General features: G+C 75.4%; 16 protein-coding genes. 7 read left to right on the top strand and 9 right to left on the bottom strand.

Annotated elements, in window-relative coordinates; translation table 11 throughout:
• Window positions 1-461: 461 nt before the first annotated feature.
• A complete protein-coding gene (locus tag ABZ340_RS29870; RefSeq protein WP_358784967.1) occupies window positions 462-1,232 on the top strand; it encodes a calcium-binding protein in 771 nt (256 codons plus the stop codon).
• 197 nt (window positions 1,233-1,429) lie between these two features.
• On the top strand, window positions 1,430-1,651 hold the full coding sequence (locus ABZ340_RS29865) for a hypothetical protein (protein WP_358784966.1): 222 nt from the start codon (window positions 1,430-1,432) through the stop codon (window positions 1,649-1,651).
• Window positions 1,652-1,772: 121 nt separating this feature from the next.
• Here ABZ340_RS29865 and tgmB read toward each other — a convergent pair whose 3' ends face one another.
• From tgmB to ABZ340_RS29850, 3 genes are all read right to left on the bottom strand, one after another.
• Entirely contained in the window at window positions 1,773-2,768 is a 996-nt protein-coding gene (gene tgmB, locus ABZ340_RS29860; RefSeq protein WP_358784965.1) for an ATP-grasp ribosomal peptide maturase, read from the bottom strand.
• Between the two features lie 16 nt (window positions 2,769-2,784).
• Window positions 2,785-2,976, bottom strand: coding sequence for a putative ATP-grasp-modified RiPP (gene tgmA, locus ABZ340_RS29855; protein ID WP_358784964.1), 192 nt, complete (start codon window positions 2,974-2,976; stop codon window positions 2,785-2,787).
• Window positions 2,977-3,124: 148 nt separating this feature from the next.
• A complete protein-coding gene (locus ABZ340_RS29850) occupies window positions 3,125-3,436 on the bottom strand; it encodes a YkvA family protein (RefSeq protein WP_358784963.1) in 312 nt (103 codons plus the stop codon).
• 233 nt (window positions 3,437-3,669) lie between these two features.
• Between ABZ340_RS29850 and ABZ340_RS29845 the strand changes: the two genes are divergently transcribed.
• Window positions 3,670-5,064 (top strand): hypothetical protein, encoded by a 1,395-nt coding sequence (locus tag ABZ340_RS29845; protein WP_358784962.1) that lies wholly within the window; start codon window positions 3,670-3,672, stop codon window positions 5,062-5,064.
• 76 nt (window positions 5,065-5,140) lie between these two features.
• Here the strand turns inward: ABZ340_RS29845 and ABZ340_RS29840 are convergent, their stop codons facing one another.
• From ABZ340_RS29840 to ABZ340_RS29825, 4 genes are all read right to left on the bottom strand, one after another.
• Window positions 5,141-7,279, bottom strand: coding sequence for a xanthine dehydrogenase family protein molybdopterin-binding subunit (locus ABZ340_RS29840; protein ID WP_358784961.1), 2,139 nt, complete (start codon window positions 7,277-7,279; stop codon window positions 5,141-5,143).
• A gap of 27 nt (window positions 7,280-7,306) precedes the next feature.
• Complete coding sequence (locus ABZ340_RS29835; RefSeq protein ID WP_358784960.1) at window positions 7,307-8,302, bottom strand: xanthine dehydrogenase family protein subunit M; 996 nt, start codon at window positions 8,300-8,302, stop codon at window positions 7,307-7,309.
• Window positions 8,299-8,868, bottom strand: a complete 570-nt coding sequence (locus ABZ340_RS29830; RefSeq protein ID WP_358784959.1) for a 2Fe-2S iron-sulfur cluster-binding protein — start codon at window positions 8,866-8,868, stop codon at window positions 8,299-8,301. The genes ABZ340_RS29835 and ABZ340_RS29830 overlap by 4 nt, the downstream gene beginning before the upstream one ends.
• 168 nt (window positions 8,869-9,036) lie before the next feature.
• On the bottom strand, window positions 9,037-10,317 hold the full coding sequence (locus ABZ340_RS29825; protein WP_358784958.1) for a hypothetical protein: 1,281 nt from the start codon (window positions 10,315-10,317) through the stop codon (window positions 9,037-9,039).
• A gap of 145 nt (window positions 10,318-10,462) precedes the next feature.
• Between ABZ340_RS29825 and ABZ340_RS29820 the strand changes: the two genes are divergently transcribed.
• Complete coding sequence (locus ABZ340_RS29820) at window positions 10,463-11,257, top strand: SDR family oxidoreductase (RefSeq protein WP_358784957.1); 795 nt, start codon at window positions 10,463-10,465, stop codon at window positions 11,255-11,257.
• 100 nt (window positions 11,258-11,357) lie between these two features.
• Here ABZ340_RS29820 and ABZ340_RS29815 read toward each other — a convergent pair whose 3' ends face one another.
• Together ABZ340_RS29815 and ABZ340_RS29810 are read right to left on the bottom strand one after the other, a co-directional pair.
• Window positions 11,358-11,678 carry a hypothetical protein gene (locus ABZ340_RS29815; protein WP_358784956.1) on the bottom strand — a complete coding sequence of 107 codons (321 nt, stop codon included), beginning with the start codon at window positions 11,676-11,678 and terminating at the stop codon, window positions 11,358-11,360.
• Window positions 11,679-11,754: 76 nt separating this feature from the next.
• Window positions 11,755-12,855 carry a YihY/virulence factor BrkB family protein gene (locus ABZ340_RS29810; RefSeq protein ID WP_358784955.1) on the bottom strand — a complete coding sequence of 367 codons (1,101 nt, stop codon included), beginning with the start codon at window positions 12,853-12,855 and terminating at the stop codon, window positions 11,755-11,757.
• A 243-nt stretch (window positions 12,856-13,098) separates the two neighbouring features.
• Between ABZ340_RS29810 and ABZ340_RS29805 the strand changes: the two genes are divergently transcribed.
• The 3 genes from ABZ340_RS29805 to ABZ340_RS29795 are packed head-to-tail and all read left to right on the top strand — an operon-like array spanning window position 13,099 to window position 14,944.
• The gene (locus ABZ340_RS29805) at window positions 13,099-13,497 is read left to right on the top strand and encodes a hypothetical protein (protein ID WP_358784954.1); all 399 of its coding nucleotides are present in this window, start codon (window positions 13,099-13,101) and stop codon (window positions 13,495-13,497) included.
• Window positions 13,494-14,264, top strand: a complete 771-nt coding sequence (locus tag ABZ340_RS29800; RefSeq protein WP_358784953.1) for a hypothetical protein — start codon at window positions 13,494-13,496, stop codon at window positions 14,262-14,264. The genes ABZ340_RS29805 and ABZ340_RS29800 overlap by 4 nt, the downstream gene beginning before the upstream one ends.
• Before the next feature lie 38 nt (window positions 14,265-14,302).
• Window positions 14,303-14,944 (top strand): roadblock/LC7 domain-containing protein, encoded by a 642-nt coding sequence (locus tag ABZ340_RS29795; RefSeq protein ID WP_358784952.1) that lies wholly within the window; start codon window positions 14,303-14,305, stop codon window positions 14,942-14,944.
• The last annotated feature ends 5 nt before the right edge of the window (window positions 14,945-14,949 follow it).

Genomic DNA, 14,949 nt, shown 5'->3' with positions numbered 1-14,949 from the left:
GAGAGGTCCGGCTGATCACGTCCGGGTCCGTTCCGCGTTCGCCGGCACGGCTGTTCCGGACAGGGCCGCCTCGCGGTGAGCGGGCGGCGTGGGCCGCGGCCCGGCCGTCGCCGGTGCCCCCGCTGACGATGGTTCCCCCGCCGAGCCCTCCGCCCGCACCCGGGCGGCCGCCTTCCGCTCCTCCGGCGATCCCGGCCATCGGCTGCGTCGTTCAACTCCCCTTCACCGAGCAGGAATCGAGCCGGCGAACCCTGCCGCGGCGACACCGGGAACACGCCTGACCGAAGAATCCCAACCCTCACATCCGGAGGGACAACGGCTTACCATGACGCCGCGTCAATTCGCGTTCTCGCGGATCCGGACCGGCGGGGAGGACTGCCTTCACGACCGGCTCCGCCCGGTCCCCGGCAGCACCACGCCAAGCAGGTCGGCCCACCGTCACTCCACCGAGATGAGGTCTCATGAACCGAAACCGAGCCGCCGTCGGCGCGGTCGCCGTGACCCTGTTCACCGCCGGCCTCGCCGTCGGCCCGGCAGCCGCCGCCACCGCCACCGAGGCGAAGGCCCGCGTCGGAGCCGACTGGGCAACGCAGTCGATCGTCTTCACCGCCGCCGCAGGGCAGACCAACGACCTCAGCATATTCTCCATGTACACCAGCGACGGGATCCGGCGGATCGGCTTCAGCGACGTCGTCCCGCTCGAACCGGGCGACCACTGCGCGTACTCCAGAGCCGAGGACACCACCTCCGTCGTCTGCGAACTGCCCGCCGACAGCCCCCGGCCCGACAGGATCGACGTCTTCCTCGGCGACGGCAACGACACGATCGCCGCCTTCACCCCCGGGATCGGCACCGTCGGCGGCGGTCCCGGCGACGACGAACTGCACGCCCACACCGCACGCACGGTGCTGGGCGACGCGGGGAACGACATGGTCATGGGACCCGCCGCCCTGCACGGCGGCGACGGCATGGACCACCTGATGGGTGACGGCGACAACCAGCAGATGTGGGGCGGCCGGGGCGACGACATGATCGAGGGCTACGGCGGTGACGACACCGTGCACGCCGGCCCCGGCGACGACCACGTCATGGGCGGGGACGGCCGCGACATCGTCCTCGGCGGCCCCGGCAACGACACACTGGACGGCGAAGGCGGCGACGACCTCGTCTGCGGGGGCACCGGAAAGGACGCCCTCGAAGGCGGACCCGGCCGCGACATCGTCCTCCCGTAAGCACGCCTCCGTGCCCGAAGGCCCTGGCCCGCGGCGCGCACAGCGTCGCGGGCCAGGGCCACCGCCGTCGGCGACCCGCCACCCGAGCCGCGTCGACCGGATCGGGACCCGACCCGGTGGACCCATGCGGCCACAGCACTAGACTCGGCAGTCGTACCCCCGCACGGGGGCGGACGACACGAAAGGCGCGTTGACGGGTGTTCCAGGATTCCCCCATCTACGACCGACTCGTCGCCGAATGCGGCGACGTGCCCGCGCAGGTGCGCCGGGAGGCCGAGCGCGTGAACAGGGAACTGGAGGTCGTCCTGCGCCCCCTGCACGTTCCCGGCCACCTTCCCGGTCCCGGCCCCGAGCGTCCGCCGAACCCGGGCAACGGGTGGCAGCGCACCGCGATGCTGCCGGCTCCCCGCCCGCACTGACCGGCGAAGGCCGCGTCGCCCCGTACCGGGCGTGCCGAGGCCCCGTCGGCCAGGGGTGTGACATGAGCCTGTCGTGTCCGGCGGTCGGCGTCCCGGCGGTCCGCGGCGCGGTGCCCTCCGGTCAGCAGGCCGTGGTGGTGGGCGCGCCGTCGGTGTGCGCCGCCTCCCCGGTGCCGGGCCGGGCCAGCCACGCGGCGATGGTGCGGGCGATCGGCTGGCCCGTGTCCACCTCGACGAACCCGAACTGCCCCGACTGGTTGCTCTCCAGGAACCACCACGTCCCGTCGGCGTCCTCGGCGAAGTCGAAGGCGCCGTAGGCGAGCCGGGCGCCCCGGAGATAGGCGTGGACGGCCTCCGCGACGCGCGGCGGCACATCGGCGGGCCGCCACGGCTCGTCGGACGCGGCGAACCGGACGTCGATCTCGTCGGGGCCGCCGGAGTCCGCGCCCGGCGCGGTCGTCTTCCGGGCGGCCAGCAGACGGTCGCCCACGGCGGTGAGGCGGATGTCGGCGCGCTTGGCGATCCGCCGTTGCAGCAGCGTCGGTCCGTGGGCGACGGCGGTGAAGTCCGCCTCCGGCGACACCCGGCTGGTGGGCACCGCCCGGGGCGGATCCTGCGGATGCGCCCCCGAGACCGGCTTGACCACCAGATCCGGGTAGCGCTCCGCGAACTCCCGCGCCGCCTGGGGAAAGGTGGTGATCAGCGTGGCCGGCACCGGCAGGCCGCACTGCTGGGCCAGCCGCAGCTGCCACGGTTTGTGGCGCGCTCTGCGGGCCGCGTCGGGGTGGTTCATCCAGCGGGCCCCGCAGCCGCGGAGCATGCCGTACAGCGCCTGGGAGGACTCCTCGGTCAGCCACGCGGACGCCCCGGGCGCCCGCGCGGCCGGAGCGCCCGGTCTGCGCACCCAGACCGACCGCAGCCCGCCGATGCTCACCAGACGGCCCCCCGAGGACAGGTGCCCGTGGAAGGAGCCGTGCGCGAACTCCCCGGACAGCGCCACGGAACCGGTGAGGTCGGCCGGGTCCAGGCGCACCACCGGCACCCCCGACGCGTTGAGGTGCACCACCACCATGTCCGCGGTGACGTCCTCGTCACAGGTCAGGATCAACACGGTCATCGTCGCCCGTCCGCGGTCAGTCGTCGAAGTGCGTCTTCGAACCCGCGGTGGAGGTCGTGGTCCCCAGCTCCCGCAGCAGGGCGTGGTCGCAGGCGGCCACCCGCCCGTCGAGGAGCACGTTCACCTGGAGCCCGGCGTCGTAGACGTACGGGGCCGCGGCGTCCGACTCCGGTGCGGGACGTGCGTACTGAAGCGCGAACGGTTGCATCGTCTCTCCCTCGTCGGTGCTGTGCCGATCAAGCGATGGTTCGGCTGCGCCGTCGCCTGGTCCGCCGGCTTCCCCCGGCTTCCAGAGACTTATACGAATCGAACGGGCGAATGGTTGCTTCGTGCCGCGCGGTGTTACGCGGGTGTGATCACGGCGCGGGTTCCCGCTCCGGCCGCCGGGGCGCGGCGTGCTGGCGCCCGCTGCGGGGTCCGCGCACGGAACGCAGGGCGAGGAGCAGGACGCCGACGTCGTCCAGATACACCGGATCGGGCACCAGATCGGCCGGCAGCACGAGATAGAGGACGGCGCCCCAGAAGACCCAGCGCGGGCCCGTCGGCAACCCGGCCCGTGCCGGCTCCCGCCGGGTTCGGGCCAGCCGTATCAGCAGGCCGACGGCCAGCGCCAGCACGATCGCCGCGAGCACGGCCGCCGCGGTGATCACCGTCGTGGTGGTGTCCACCCCGCCCCTCCTTCCGGGTGTCCCGCGCCGGTGGGCCGGGACGCACGCGTCTTCCTCCCGATTCCCCGTTCGGGGCGCCGGTATGGCTGTGCGGCGGTTCCCGCCGCGTCCGTTCATCCCCGTGGCCCACTGCGGTGGCATGCCGTCACAAGGGCGCCTAGTAATGGTCAGCACACGTCGCGTGTCGCGTCGGGGGCCAAGGAGCGGCCGCACCCCTTCCCACGGAGCAGATCATGACCACCGGCTCGCCAGCACCGCGATCGAACGACTACGGCATACCTCCCGTACCGTCCTGGGACGCGCCGTCCACGGAAACGGCCACGGCCACGGGCGCCCACACGATGTCCGGGGCGGACGCGGAGCCCGCCGCCCGGGCCCCCTCCGCCGGGACGGCCGCTCACCGGCTGCGAGCCGCCGAGGTCCCGCCCGGCCGGTCGGCCCGCCCCGAGGAGCCCCCCGCCCGGCCCGCGCCCGCCGAACGGCTGTCCGCCGAACGCCGGCCGGCGCCCGCCGAACGACCGTCGGACGAACCACCGGCAGACGAACGACCCTCCACCGGACGGGAGTTCTTCGACCGGTACGGCAGCGGGCGGACGTACGGCGATCCGGTCGTCGAACTGGTGCGGGCCGCCGTGGCCGACCGGCCCCTGGACGAGGTCGTCGACCTGATCACGCTGCTGGAGCAGTCGCCCGACCACGCCGAGGCGACGGCCGACGCCCTGCGCGCGGTCGGCGTGAACCGGTCCGTGGAGGACGTCACCCGCCTGGTCGCCCTGCTGACCCGGCCGCCGCGCCATCCCGACGGCGCGGACGAGGCGATCCGCGCCGCGGTCGCGTGCCGTCCGGTGGAGGAGGTGTCCCGGCTGATGAAGCTGCTGAGCCGGACCCCGCTGGAGCCCCACTGCGGGCAGGAGGCGGTCCGGGCCGCCGTCACCGGCCGTCCGGTGGAGGACCTGGTGGAGCTGATCGGCCGGCTCGCCGCGGAACGGCGGGCGCGGACCGAGTGGCCGGAGGAGGACCTCCCCCCGCTGTACGGCGAGGACGTGCCGCCGGACGCCGCCCACGACGGACCGGGCACCGGCGAGCGGCCGGAGGGATTCACCGCCGCGTCCACCGCCCCGGACCACACCGTCCGCGAACACCGCCGGATCCCGCGCTACGGCCGCGCCCGGCAAGGCCGCGCCCCGCACCCGTCCGACAGCGACGGCCCTTCCTGGCCGGGCCGGCTGGCGGCCGCCGTGCTCGCCGCGTGCGGGGCCGCCTTCTTCCCCCTGTACTCCGGCGGCGCCTCCGCCGGTGCCTACGGACTCGCCCTCGGCCTGTCGGCGCTCTGCCTGGTCGTGGCGCTGCTGCTGACCCTGCGGCCCGCCGCGCCCGTGCTCGCCGCGGCGGTCGTGGTGCCGGCGGGCCTGGCCGCCGCCAAGCTGTACACCCACTCGTTCCCCTCGGGGTGGCCGGCCCGGGCCCTGGACCACACCCTGGCCTCCACCTGGGTCGCCGCGCCGGTCGCCGTGTGTGCGTTCCTGGCGGCGCTGACGGCCCTGTGCCTGCGGGTGATGGCACAGATCCAGGCCGGGAGCGGACCGGTCCGTCCGCTGGTCCGCGCCCGCCGGGCGACGGCGGACTGACCGCCCGGCCCCGGCAGGTTCCCACCGCGCCTCTTCCGAGCCGTACGGCGTCCCCGGCGCCGTACGGCTCACGGGCTCACCGGCTCGCGGTCCCCACCGTTCCGGCCGGCCGCTCGTGGGCGAGCAGCCCGGCGAGCATCCGGTCCGGGGTGAGCGGCAGCTCGCGGAAGCGGACGCCGGTGGCGTGGTGGACGGCGTTGCCGATCGCCGCCGCCGTGCCGACGATGCCGATCTCGCCGATCCCCTTGCTCCCCATCGGGTTCAGGTGGCCGTCCTCCTCGTCGATCCAGTGCGCCTCCACGTCCGGGACGTCGGCGTGCGCGGGCACGTGGTACGACGCCAGGTCGGACTCGGCGAAGTCGCCGAAGGCCGCGTCCACCGTGCTGCCCTCGGTCAGCGCCATGCCCAGGCCCATCGTCATGCCGCCGACGAACTGGGAGCGGGCGGTACGGGGGTTGAGGATGCGTCCGGCCGCGTAGACGCCCAGCAGGCGCCGCACCCGCACCTCACCGGTGACCGTGTCGACCGTCACCTCCGCGAAGTGCGCCCCGAAGGCGTGCCGCGCGAAGGGGCTCTCGGCGTCGGCCGTGCCGGAGGTGTCGGCGCTCTCCTCGATCCCCGGGGCGGGCGGCGGACCCGGCAGGCCGGCCAGGCGGTCCGCCAGCCGGGTACAGGCCGTGTGGACGGCCCAGCCCCAGGAGGCGGTGCCGGAGGAACCGCCCGCCAGCGCGGCGGACGGCAGGTCGCTGCTGCCCACCTCGATGCCGACCCGCTCCAGGGGCACCCCGAGGACGTCCGCCGCGATCTGCGCGAGGACCGTCCGCGCCCCGGTGCCGATGTCGGTGGCGTTGATCCGCACCAGGAACGCCCCGTCGGGCAGGGCCCGCGCCGACGCCGTGGACGGCGACACCATGACGGGGTACGTGGCGGCGGCCACCCCGGAGCCGATCAGCAAGGGCCCGGCGGTGCGGGACCGCGGGCGCGCGTCGCGCCCGTCCCAGCCGAAGCGGCGGGCGCCCTCGCGCAGGCACTCCACCAGATGCCGGCTGCTGAAGGGCCGCCCGCCGTCGGGCTCGGCGTCCGGCTCGTTGCGGATCCGCAGCTCCACCGGATCCACGCCCAGCGCGCAGGCCAGCTCGTCCATCGCGGACTCCAGCGCGTACATGCCGGGCGCCTCGCCCGGGGCGCGCATCCACGACGGCGAGGGCACGTCCAGCGCCGCCACGCGGTGCAGGGTACGGCTGTGGGGCGCGGCGTACATCACGCGCGCGGGGACGGCGGCCTGCTCCACGAACTCCTTGATCCGGGAGGTGTGGGTGGCCACCTCGTGCACGAGGGAGGTCAGGCGGCCGTCGGCCGTGGCGCCGAGGCGGAGCCGGTGCAGGGTGGGGGCGCGGTGCCCGACCACCGTGGGCAGCAGGCGGCGCGGCAGGTTCACGGTGACCGGCCGCCCGGTGTGCCGCGCGGCCATCGCCGCCAGCACCACGTCCGGCCGGGGCGTGCCCTTGGAGCCGAAGCCGCCGCCGACGTGCTCGGCGCTGACGACGATCCGCTCCTCGGGCACGCCGAACATCGTGGCGAGCACCGCGCGCACGGGCGTGGTGCCCTGACTGGAGGTGTGCACGACGAGCCGGTCGCCGTCCCAGCGGGCGGTGCTGGCGTGCGGCTCCATGGGGTGGTTGTGCAGCGGCGGCACCCGGTACTCCGTGTCCACGCGGACCTCGGCGCGGGCGAAGGCGCCGTCGGGGTCGCCGTGGGCGCGGACGGCCGGGTGACCGCCGTTGGCCTCCTCGGGGACGTACAGGCCCGGGTGCGACGTGGTGAGCGTGACGTCGTGGTCCTCGGTGGCGTAGGTGACGCGGACCTCGGCGGCACCGGCCCGGGCCGCCTCCAAGGTCTCGGCCACCACCAGGGCCACGAACCAGCCCCGGTGCGGCACCCGCGGGTCCTGGAGCACCGCGAGGGTGGGGTCGTCGGGCTCCGCCAGGCGCGGCGCGTTCTCGTGCCAGAGCACGGCGAGCACGCCGGGCAGGGCGAGGGCGGGCGCGGGGTCGACGCCGGTCACCCGGCCCCGGGGGACCGCGGCCGGCACCGGCCAGGCGTGGGCCCGGCCGGGGGCGTCGTACTCGGCGGCGTAGCGGGCGGTGCCGGTGACCTTCTGCCGGCCCTCCCGGCGTTCGGTGCCGGCGCCCACGGCGGTCTGCGTGCCGGTCATGGAGTTCCTCCTCGAAGGACGCCGGGGTCAGGTCGTGGTGGCGGGCGGCGCGAGCCGGCCGAGCACGTCCAGGGCGAGCCGCCGGGCCAGCGGCACCTTGTAGGCGTTGTCCCGCAGCGGCTCGGCGGCGGCCAGCTCCAGGTCGACGGCGTGCTCGAAGGCCGCCGCGGTGGGTGCGGCGCCCCGCAGCGCCTCCTCGGCCTTCCGGGCCCGCCACGGCCGGTGCGCCAGCGCCCCGAACGCGATGCCCACCCGGTCCACCACGCCGTCCGCCACATGCAGCACGGCGGCGACGGAGGCGAGCGCGAAGGCGTACGACGCCCGGTCGCGGGCCTTGCGGTACAGCGAGGGCAGCCCGGCCGTCGCGGACGGCAGCAGCACCCCCGTGACCAGCTCGCCCGGGCGGATCTCGGTGTCCCGTTCCGGGTGGTCGCCGGGCAGCCGGTGGAAACCGGCCGCGGGCAGGCTGCGGGCGCCCTCGGGTCCGTACAGCTCGATCCGGGCGTCCAGCGCGGCGAGCGCCACCGCCATGTCCGAGGGGTGGGTGGCGACGCAGTGCGGGGAGTGCCCGAGGACGGCGTGGTCGCGGTGGACGCCCTCCAGGGCGCCGCAGCCGCTGCCCGGCTCCCGCTTGTTGCACGGCTTGGCCAGGTCCTGGAAGTAGGGGCAGCGGGTGCGCTGGAGCAGGTTGCCGCCGGTCGTGGCGACGTTGCGCAGCTGTCCGGAGGCGCCCGCGAGCAGTGCCTGGGACAGGGCGGGCCAGCGGTCGCGGACGGCGGGGTGGGCGGCCAGGTCGCTGTTGCGGACCGTCGCCCCGATCCGCAGGCCGCCGTCGGGCAGCTCCTCCACCCCGGCGAGGGGGAGCCGGGAGACGTCGACGAGGGCGGCGGGCCGCTCGACGCCGAGCTTCATCAGGTCGACCAGGTTGGTGCCGCCGCCGAGATAGCGGGCGCCGGGGTGGGCGGCGTACGCCTCGGCGGCCTCCTCGACGCTGTGGGCGCGCACATAGGCGAAGGGCTTCACGGGATCACGTCCTCCACGGCCTCGGCGATGCGCGGATAGGCGCCGCACCGGCACAGGTTGCCGCTCAGCCGCTCCCGGATCTCCTCCCGGCCCAGCGGCACCGGCTCGCCCGAGGGCGTCGCCGGGTCCGTGACGTGCGAGGGGTGACCGGCGGCGGCCTCGGCGAGCGCGCCGACCGCGGAGCAGATCTGGCCCGGGGTGCAGTAGCCGCACTGGAAGGCGTCGCGGTCCAGGAACGCCCGCTGCAGTGGATGGAGTTCCTCGCCGTCACCGGAGAGACCCTCGACGGTGACGACCTCGCAGCCGTCCAGGGCGACGGCCGGCAGCAGGCAGCTGTTGACGCGCCGGCCGTCCACCAGGACCGTGCAGGCGCCGCACTGCCCGTGGTCGCAGCCCTTCTTGGCGCCGGTGAGGCCGAGATCCTCCCGCAGGAGGTCCAGCAGGACGCGGCGGTGGTCGACGGTGAGGGTGTGCGGTGTGCCGTTGACCCGCAGGGTCGTGTCGGAGCTGTGGCGGGGCTCGGCGGCGGTGCGGGGTCCGCTGCCGTCGTGGGGCCGGCTTTCCATGGCGTCGGTGACCTTCCGGGACGGGCGGTGCTGTGCTGTGCAGTCCGCGTATCCAGGTGGCGCGGGACGACACGTGCGGTCCGCGCACCGGGCCGGTCCGCACGCAGGGCCGGCTCCGGGCCCGGACGCCGTACGGCCCCCCGCTGTCCGCCCCGGGCCCCGCCCGGCTCAGTCCTCGTGCGCGCCGGTGTTCCCGGCGGGCCGGTCCGGGCCGTCGCCCACCCCCGTGGTCCTCGGGGCCCCGCTGTCGTCGCCGTCCGCGTGGGACCGGCTGCCGCCGCCGTCCGTGCCGGTGGCCTGCGCGGGCCGGCGGTTCTCGCCCTCGTCCCTCCCGGACGAGGACGCGCCGCCGGCCGGGAAGGGGCGCAGCGTCTTCGCGGAGCCCTTGAGCCGCTCCAGGGTCCGGGTCAGCTGCCGCAGCGGGGACAGGGAGTGCGCGCCGGACGGCTGCTGCGCCGGCACGGCCCCGGCGGACTCCCGGTAGGCGGCCAGCGCCTCGTGGGCGCGTTCGGCCGCTTCCCGGTACAGGTCCCGGGACCTCGTCATCGCCTCCAGCGCCTCGGCGTACATGGCGACCAGCCGGCGCTCGCGGGCCAGCTCCTCCTCCAGGGTCAGCAGGTGCCACTCCTCCCGCAGCCCGGTGAGGGCCTCCTCGCCGCCGTCCGGCAGCGGCCTGGGCAGCGCCGCGAACGCCGTCAGCACCGCGATCAGCTCGGCGGGCTCGGAGCCGTCCAGGAAGACGCTGCGGACGGCGAAGTCCCGGGCGTCGTAGCCGTCCGGGACCGGCGTGCCGGGCAGCACCACGGCACCGCCGCGCGGCACCTGGACGCCGGAGTCCTCCAGCACCCAGTTCACCACCCGCAGCTGCTGCGGCGCCGCGCGGTGCTCGATCACACGGTGCCGCAGGCCCGGCGGCAGCCATCGCACCAGCGGCTCCCGTCCCCGGTGGTCGGGGGTCATCGCCTCGTGGACGACGAAGTGGATGTTCCACGGACTGCGCAGGGCGGCCCGCAGCACCCGCCGTATGTCCTTCTCGTCCTCCGGCAGCGGATTGGACCCGCGAAAGCGCAGGCCGGTGGCGGTGTCACGGTCCCAGGTGGCGTCCGGGTCGTCGGGCCAGAACAGGGTGGCGGGCGACGGCCACGCGGGGTCCCAGGGCTGCTCCGCCTCCGCGGCCAGCGTCCACTCCTGTCCGCCGCCCGAGGCACGGGCCAGCGCGAGCCGGGCGCGGACGGTCACCTCCCCGGGGGCCCGCCAGCGGGCCTCGACGACGCGTTCGCGCGCGTCCTCGGCTTCCGGCAGCTCCAGGAAGTCGTCGACGACCCGGCTGTCCTTCAGCCGTCGCAGCGTACGCAGGACGACGTCTTCCGCGGCGGATCCCAGGTGGCGGCCGCGGGCCAGCCACACCGTGGGGGGAGTCGTGGGGCGGACGGTGGGAGAGGTCGGCATGAGTCCATCTGTGCGCAGGGGGAAACGGGTACAGCAAGTATCGTCGCCACGGCCCGGCGGAGATCAACCGGGGGCCGCCGACGACGGACGACGGTACGCCGGAAGCGGCGGGCGTCACGGCAACGCCACGACAAGGAGTCATCTGATGAAGCTCGATCTCGACGGACGGACCGCGCTGGTGACGGGCTCCTCCCAGGGCATCGGAGCGGCGATCGCCGCCGGGCTGGCCCGGGCCGGCGCCCGGGTGGGCGTCAACGGGCGCGACGCCGACCGGCTGGAGCGCAGTGTCGGGAAGCTGCGGGCCGAGGTGCCGGGAGGCGAGTTCGTGCCCGTCGCGGCCGACCTGGCCACCGAGGAGGGCGCGGCGCGGGCCGTCGGGCTGCTGCCCGAGGCGGACATCCTCGTGAACAACCTCGGGATCTTCGGGGCCGTCCCCGCGCTGGAGATCAGCGACGACGAGTGGCGCCGCTACTTCGAGATCAACGTCCTGGCGGGTGTCAGGCTGACACGCGCCTACCTCCCCCGGATGCGGGAGCGGGGCTGGGGGCGGGTGCTGTACATCGCGAGCGACTCGGCCGTCGTCGTTCCGGCCGAGATGATCCACTACGGCATGTCCAAGACGGCGCTGCTCGCCGTCGCCCGCGGCTTCGCCAAGGAGGCGGCCGGCAGCGGTGTCACGGTCAACTCGGTCATCGCCGGGCCCACCCACACCGAGGGCGTCGAGGACTTCGTGTACCAGCTGGTCGACCGCGACCTGCCCTGGGAGGAGGCGCAGCGCGTGTTCATGCGGGAGCACCGCCCGCAGTCGCTGCTCCAGCGGCTCATCGAGCCCGAGGAGATCGCGAACCTGGTGGTGTACCTCAGCTCGCCGCAGGCGTCCGCCACGACCGGCGCGGCCGTGCGGGTGGACGGCGGGTACGTCGACTCCATCCTGCCGTAGGGCCGCCGTACGACCGCCGTACGTACGCCGACGTACGGCGGTCATGGCGGACGCCTGCGGCGCGGCGGGTCGGGATGGCGCCCGGGGGCGGCCCCGGACGCTACCCCTCCTCGTCCTTCCGGGTGGGCCGGGTCTCGCGCCCGCCGACGACGTCGGTCACGCCGGACTCGTCGGGCGCCTCCTTGCCCGGCCGGGGCGTGCTGCGGCCGCCGGGCTGGCCGCCGCCGGTGGTGCCGTAGCCGCCCGGTACGCCGGGGACGCTGTCCGCGTCGGCCTGTTCGCGGCTGATGTGCCGGGTGGCGCGCACGTTGGCGTGCCGCTCCGGGTAGGGGTAGCTGAAGGGGCGGGAGCGGGCGCGCTCCTCCTCTGTCTGCTCCGTGTGCGGGTGGTCCTGCGGTTCTGGGGTCTTGCCGTCGGTCATGGCCTCCGCGTACCCACGGGGGACCGGGGCATGTGAGGCCGGCCGTCCCGTTCCGTGCCGCTCGTCCTGTTCCGCATCAATCATCCCGTTCCGCGCGCCGCCGGTCCTGGTCGTCCCAGGCGCGGGTGTCGCGGGGCTCGACGTAGGGCTCGCCGTCGGCCGGGTGACCGGCGTCGATGACGCGCTGCCGGGCCAGCTCCGCGTCGAACTCCAGGCCGAAGAGGATGGCCAGGTTGGTCACCCACAGCCAGACCAGGAAGATGATGACGCCCGCCAGGGTCCCGTACGTCTTGTTGTACGAGCCGAAGTTCGCCACGTAGAACGCGAAACCGGCCGACGCGATCAGCCAGACCACCAGGGCGAGCACACTGCCCGGGGTGATCCACCTGAAGCCGCGGACCCGGGCGTTCGGCGTGGCCCAGTACAACAGCGCGATCATGAGCACGACCAGCAGGACCAGGACCGGCCACTTGGCGATCGACCACACCGTCAGCGCGGTGTCGCCGAGGCCGAGGACGGTGCCCGCCTGCCGGGCCAGGGTGCCGGTGAACACGACGATGAGCGCGCTGGCCACGGCGAGCAGCAGCAGCACCACGGTCAGGGCCACGCGCAGCGGCAGCACCTTCCACGCGGGCCGTCCCTCGGGGACGTCGTAGACCGCGTTCGCGGAGCGGATGAAGGCGGCGACGTAGCCGGAGGCGGACCAGACGGCGCCCACCAGGCCGACCACCGCCAGCACCGAGCCCAGGCCGGCCTTGCTCTGCAGCTGCCGCACCGCGTCGGAGATGATGTCCCGCGCCGAGCCGGGCGCGAGTTTCTGCAGGTTGTCCAGGACTTCCCGGGTGGCCGACTGCCCGGCGATCCCGAGCAGCGAGACCAGGACCAGCAGGGCGGGGAACAGCGACAGTATCCCGTAGTAGGTCAGGGCCGCGGCGCGGTCGGTGAGCTCGTCGTCCTTGAACTCGGCCACCACGCGCCGCAGCAGTGCGGACCACGAGCGTTTCGGCAGCTCCGTGGGGGAGTCCGCGGCCCGCCGCTCCGTGGCGGGCCCCGGGCCGTACGCCTCGGCACCGTCGTGCGTCCGCTCCGTGTGCGGCTCCCGGCCGCCGGAGGGCGCGTGCGCCTCGTCCTGTCGGGAACTGTGCTTCCCGCGGTGGGGGAGATGAAGTCGGGCCATGAGGGCCGGGTAGCCCGTCCCGCCGTGTCCACGCCGGGGAACCTCCGAACGGGTGCCCGCCCCGCACATCGAAACGATCATCAGCGGTCCTCGTCGAACGGACTCGGGCGGACTCGAACGCACTCGGAAGTCCCGTTGTGCACATTCCTTTGGAAAATGCCAAACGGCTCACTCGTGCCGAGCACTTTCCGTAGTCTCGCTCTCACGTTCGCGGTGTGAGCCGTGCAGGGGAGGGGATCCGGCGTGTCCGGAATAGACGAGAGTCTGCTGGAGGCCATGCGGCTGCCCGGCGCACGCGGTGCGTCGCTGGTCGACTGGATCAGCGGACTCGCCCTGGGAACGGTGGGCGAGGCCCCCGGCGAGGACGCGGAGGCGGCGGCCGCCCAGGCCGCCGAACTCGCCCGCCACGCCGCGGAGAGCGGCATCCTGGCACCGGCCCGCGGCGCCCCCGCGACGGACAAGGAACCGCCCGTCGAGGACCTGATCGTCACGACCGCGGACTCCTACCACCTTCTGCGGTTCGTCAGCACCCCGTTCGACAGCACGGTCTTCCTCCACCTGTGGCTGGACCGCGCCGACGGGAACCTGGCGCTGGCCCGCATCCGGCTGGCCGAGCTGGCGGAGCGACTGGTGCTCGGATGACCCAGGTCCAGGCCGCCCACGACACCGTCTCCGGCGCGCTCGCCGCCCTCGCGGACGACCGTGCCACCGGCGCCCTGTCGGGCGAGCGCGGCGTCGTCCACCTCGCGGACGGCCGCGTCGTCCACGTCGAGTCCGCCCTCACCCCCGACCTCGGGTCCCTGCTCGTCCACAGCGGAGCCGTCACCCCCGAGAGCTGGTGGGACGCGGTCGGCCGGGCCGGAGCGGACCAGCGGGTGGGCCGCCGGCTCGTGGACAGCGGCCGGCTCGCCCCCGGCGCGCTGCAACTGTGCCACCTCGGCGCCCTCTTCGACGCGGCGTACTTCGTCCTCGCCCACGACGGGCCCGTACGCCGCTTCCGGCCCGGTGCCGCGCACTGGCTCGGGCCCGTCCGCACGGTCCCGGTGGACACCGTCGTCCGCGAGTCGCGGCGCCGCCGGGCCCTGCTGGACCGCATCTGGCCCGACCCCGCCGTCGACACCGCCCCCCTCGCGCGGACGGCCGACGCCGGCCCGCTGCCCGTCCGGCGCGGCCGGATCCTGGCCCAGGTCGACGGCGTCCGCACCGCCGCCGACATCGCCGCCGCGCTCGCCTGCCGTACGTACCACACCCTCGTCGAACTGCGCCGCCTGGCCGCCGGCGGACTGATCGCCCCCGCCCCGCGGCCCGCCGCGTCCCCCGCACCGGTCCCCGGCCGGCCCGGCGCGGTGTGGGACGACCCGGACACGGCGCTGCTGCGGCGGCTCAAAGACGCCCTGGAGGCCCTGTGATCCGCGCGCGCCGGCAGCGTGCCGAAAGGAGACTGCTCATGGCCGTCGAGAGCGACGTCCTCGACGAACTGCACCGACTGCGCAACCGCGTCCCCCAGCTGACCGGGTCGCTCGCGGCCACCGTCGACGGGCTGGTCCTGGCCCACGACGCGCCGGACACCGAGCCCGAAGGGCTCGCCGCGCTCACCGCCGCCGCCCTCGGCGTCGCCCACCGCATGGCGGACGCCGCCGCGCGCGGCGCCTTCCGGGAGCTGCTGCTGCGCGGCGAACGCGGCTACGTCGCCACCTACGCGGCCGGCCCGTCCGCCGTGCTCACCCTCCTCGCCGACGGCCGCGTCAACGTGGGCCGCCTGCACCTGGAGGGCCGGCGCAGCGGCGCCCGGATAGGGGAGCTGGTGGCCGCCCGCCTCGCCCCGCAGCGCGACCGCCCCGGCGACCCGCCCGCGCCCCCGGGCCACGTCCCCCCTGTGCCTCCCGGCCACGTCCCCCCTGCGCCCTCGGGGCACATGCCCCCCGCGCCCCCTGTGTCCTCCGGCCACCTCCCGTCCGCACCCGCCGACCACTTCCCCGCCACACCCCCGGGCGCCGCCCGCCCCATCGGCACCCTGCCGGTCCGCACACCGCAGCGGCCCGTGCACGAGCCGAGCCCGCAGCCCGGCGGCCACCGCCGGACCGTCTGACCCCG

The organism is Streptomyces sp. NPDC006134 (assembly GCF_040628835.1).
Lineage (GTDB): Bacteria > Actinomycetota > Actinomycetes > Streptomycetales > Streptomycetaceae > Streptomyces.
The sequence above is the reverse complement of the archived record's forward strand: the minus strand, read 5'-3'. Positions and strand labels throughout refer to the sequence as shown.

Coding starts and splice junctions, on each gene's coding strand:
- ABZ340_RS29870 (WP_358784967.1), top strand. CDS start 462: ATGAACCGAAACCGAGCCGCCGTCGGCGCGGTCGCCGTGACCCTGTTC.
- tgmB (WP_358784965.1), bottom strand. CDS start 2,768: ATGACCGTGTTGATCCTGACCTGTGACGAGGACGTCACCGCGGACATG.
- tgmA (WP_358784964.1), bottom strand. CDS start 2,976: ATGCAACCGTTCGCGCTTCAGTACGCACGTCCCGCACCGGAGTCGGAC.
- ABZ340_RS29845 (WP_358784962.1), top strand. CDS start 3,670: ATGACCACCGGCTCGCCAGCACCGCGATCGAACGACTACGGCATACCT.
- ABZ340_RS29840 (WP_358784961.1), bottom strand. CDS start 7,279: ATGACCGGCACGCAGACCGCCGTGGGCGCCGGCACCGAACGCCGGGAG.
- ABZ340_RS29830 (WP_358784959.1), bottom strand. CDS start 8,868: ATGGAAAGCCGGCCCCACGACGGCAGCGGACCCCGCACCGCCGCCGAG.
- ABZ340_RS29825 (WP_358784958.1), bottom strand. CDS start 10,317: ATGCCGACCTCTCCCACCGTCCGCCCCACGACTCCCCCCACGGTGTGG.
- ABZ340_RS29820 (WP_358784957.1), top strand. CDS start 10,463: ATGAAGCTCGATCTCGACGGACGGACCGCGCTGGTGACGGGCTCCTCC.
- ABZ340_RS29815 (WP_358784956.1), bottom strand. CDS start 11,678: ATGACCGACGGCAAGACCCCAGAACCGCAGGACCACCCGCACACGGAG.
- ABZ340_RS29810 (WP_358784955.1), bottom strand. CDS start 12,855: ATGGCCCGACTTCATCTCCCCCACCGCGGGAAGCACAGTTCCCGACAG.
- ABZ340_RS29800 (WP_358784953.1), top strand. CDS start 13,494: ATGACCCAGGTCCAGGCCGCCCACGACACCGTCTCCGGCGCGCTCGCC.
- ABZ340_RS29795 (WP_358784952.1), top strand. CDS start 14,303: ATGGCCGTCGAGAGCGACGTCCTCGACGAACTGCACCGACTGCGCAAC.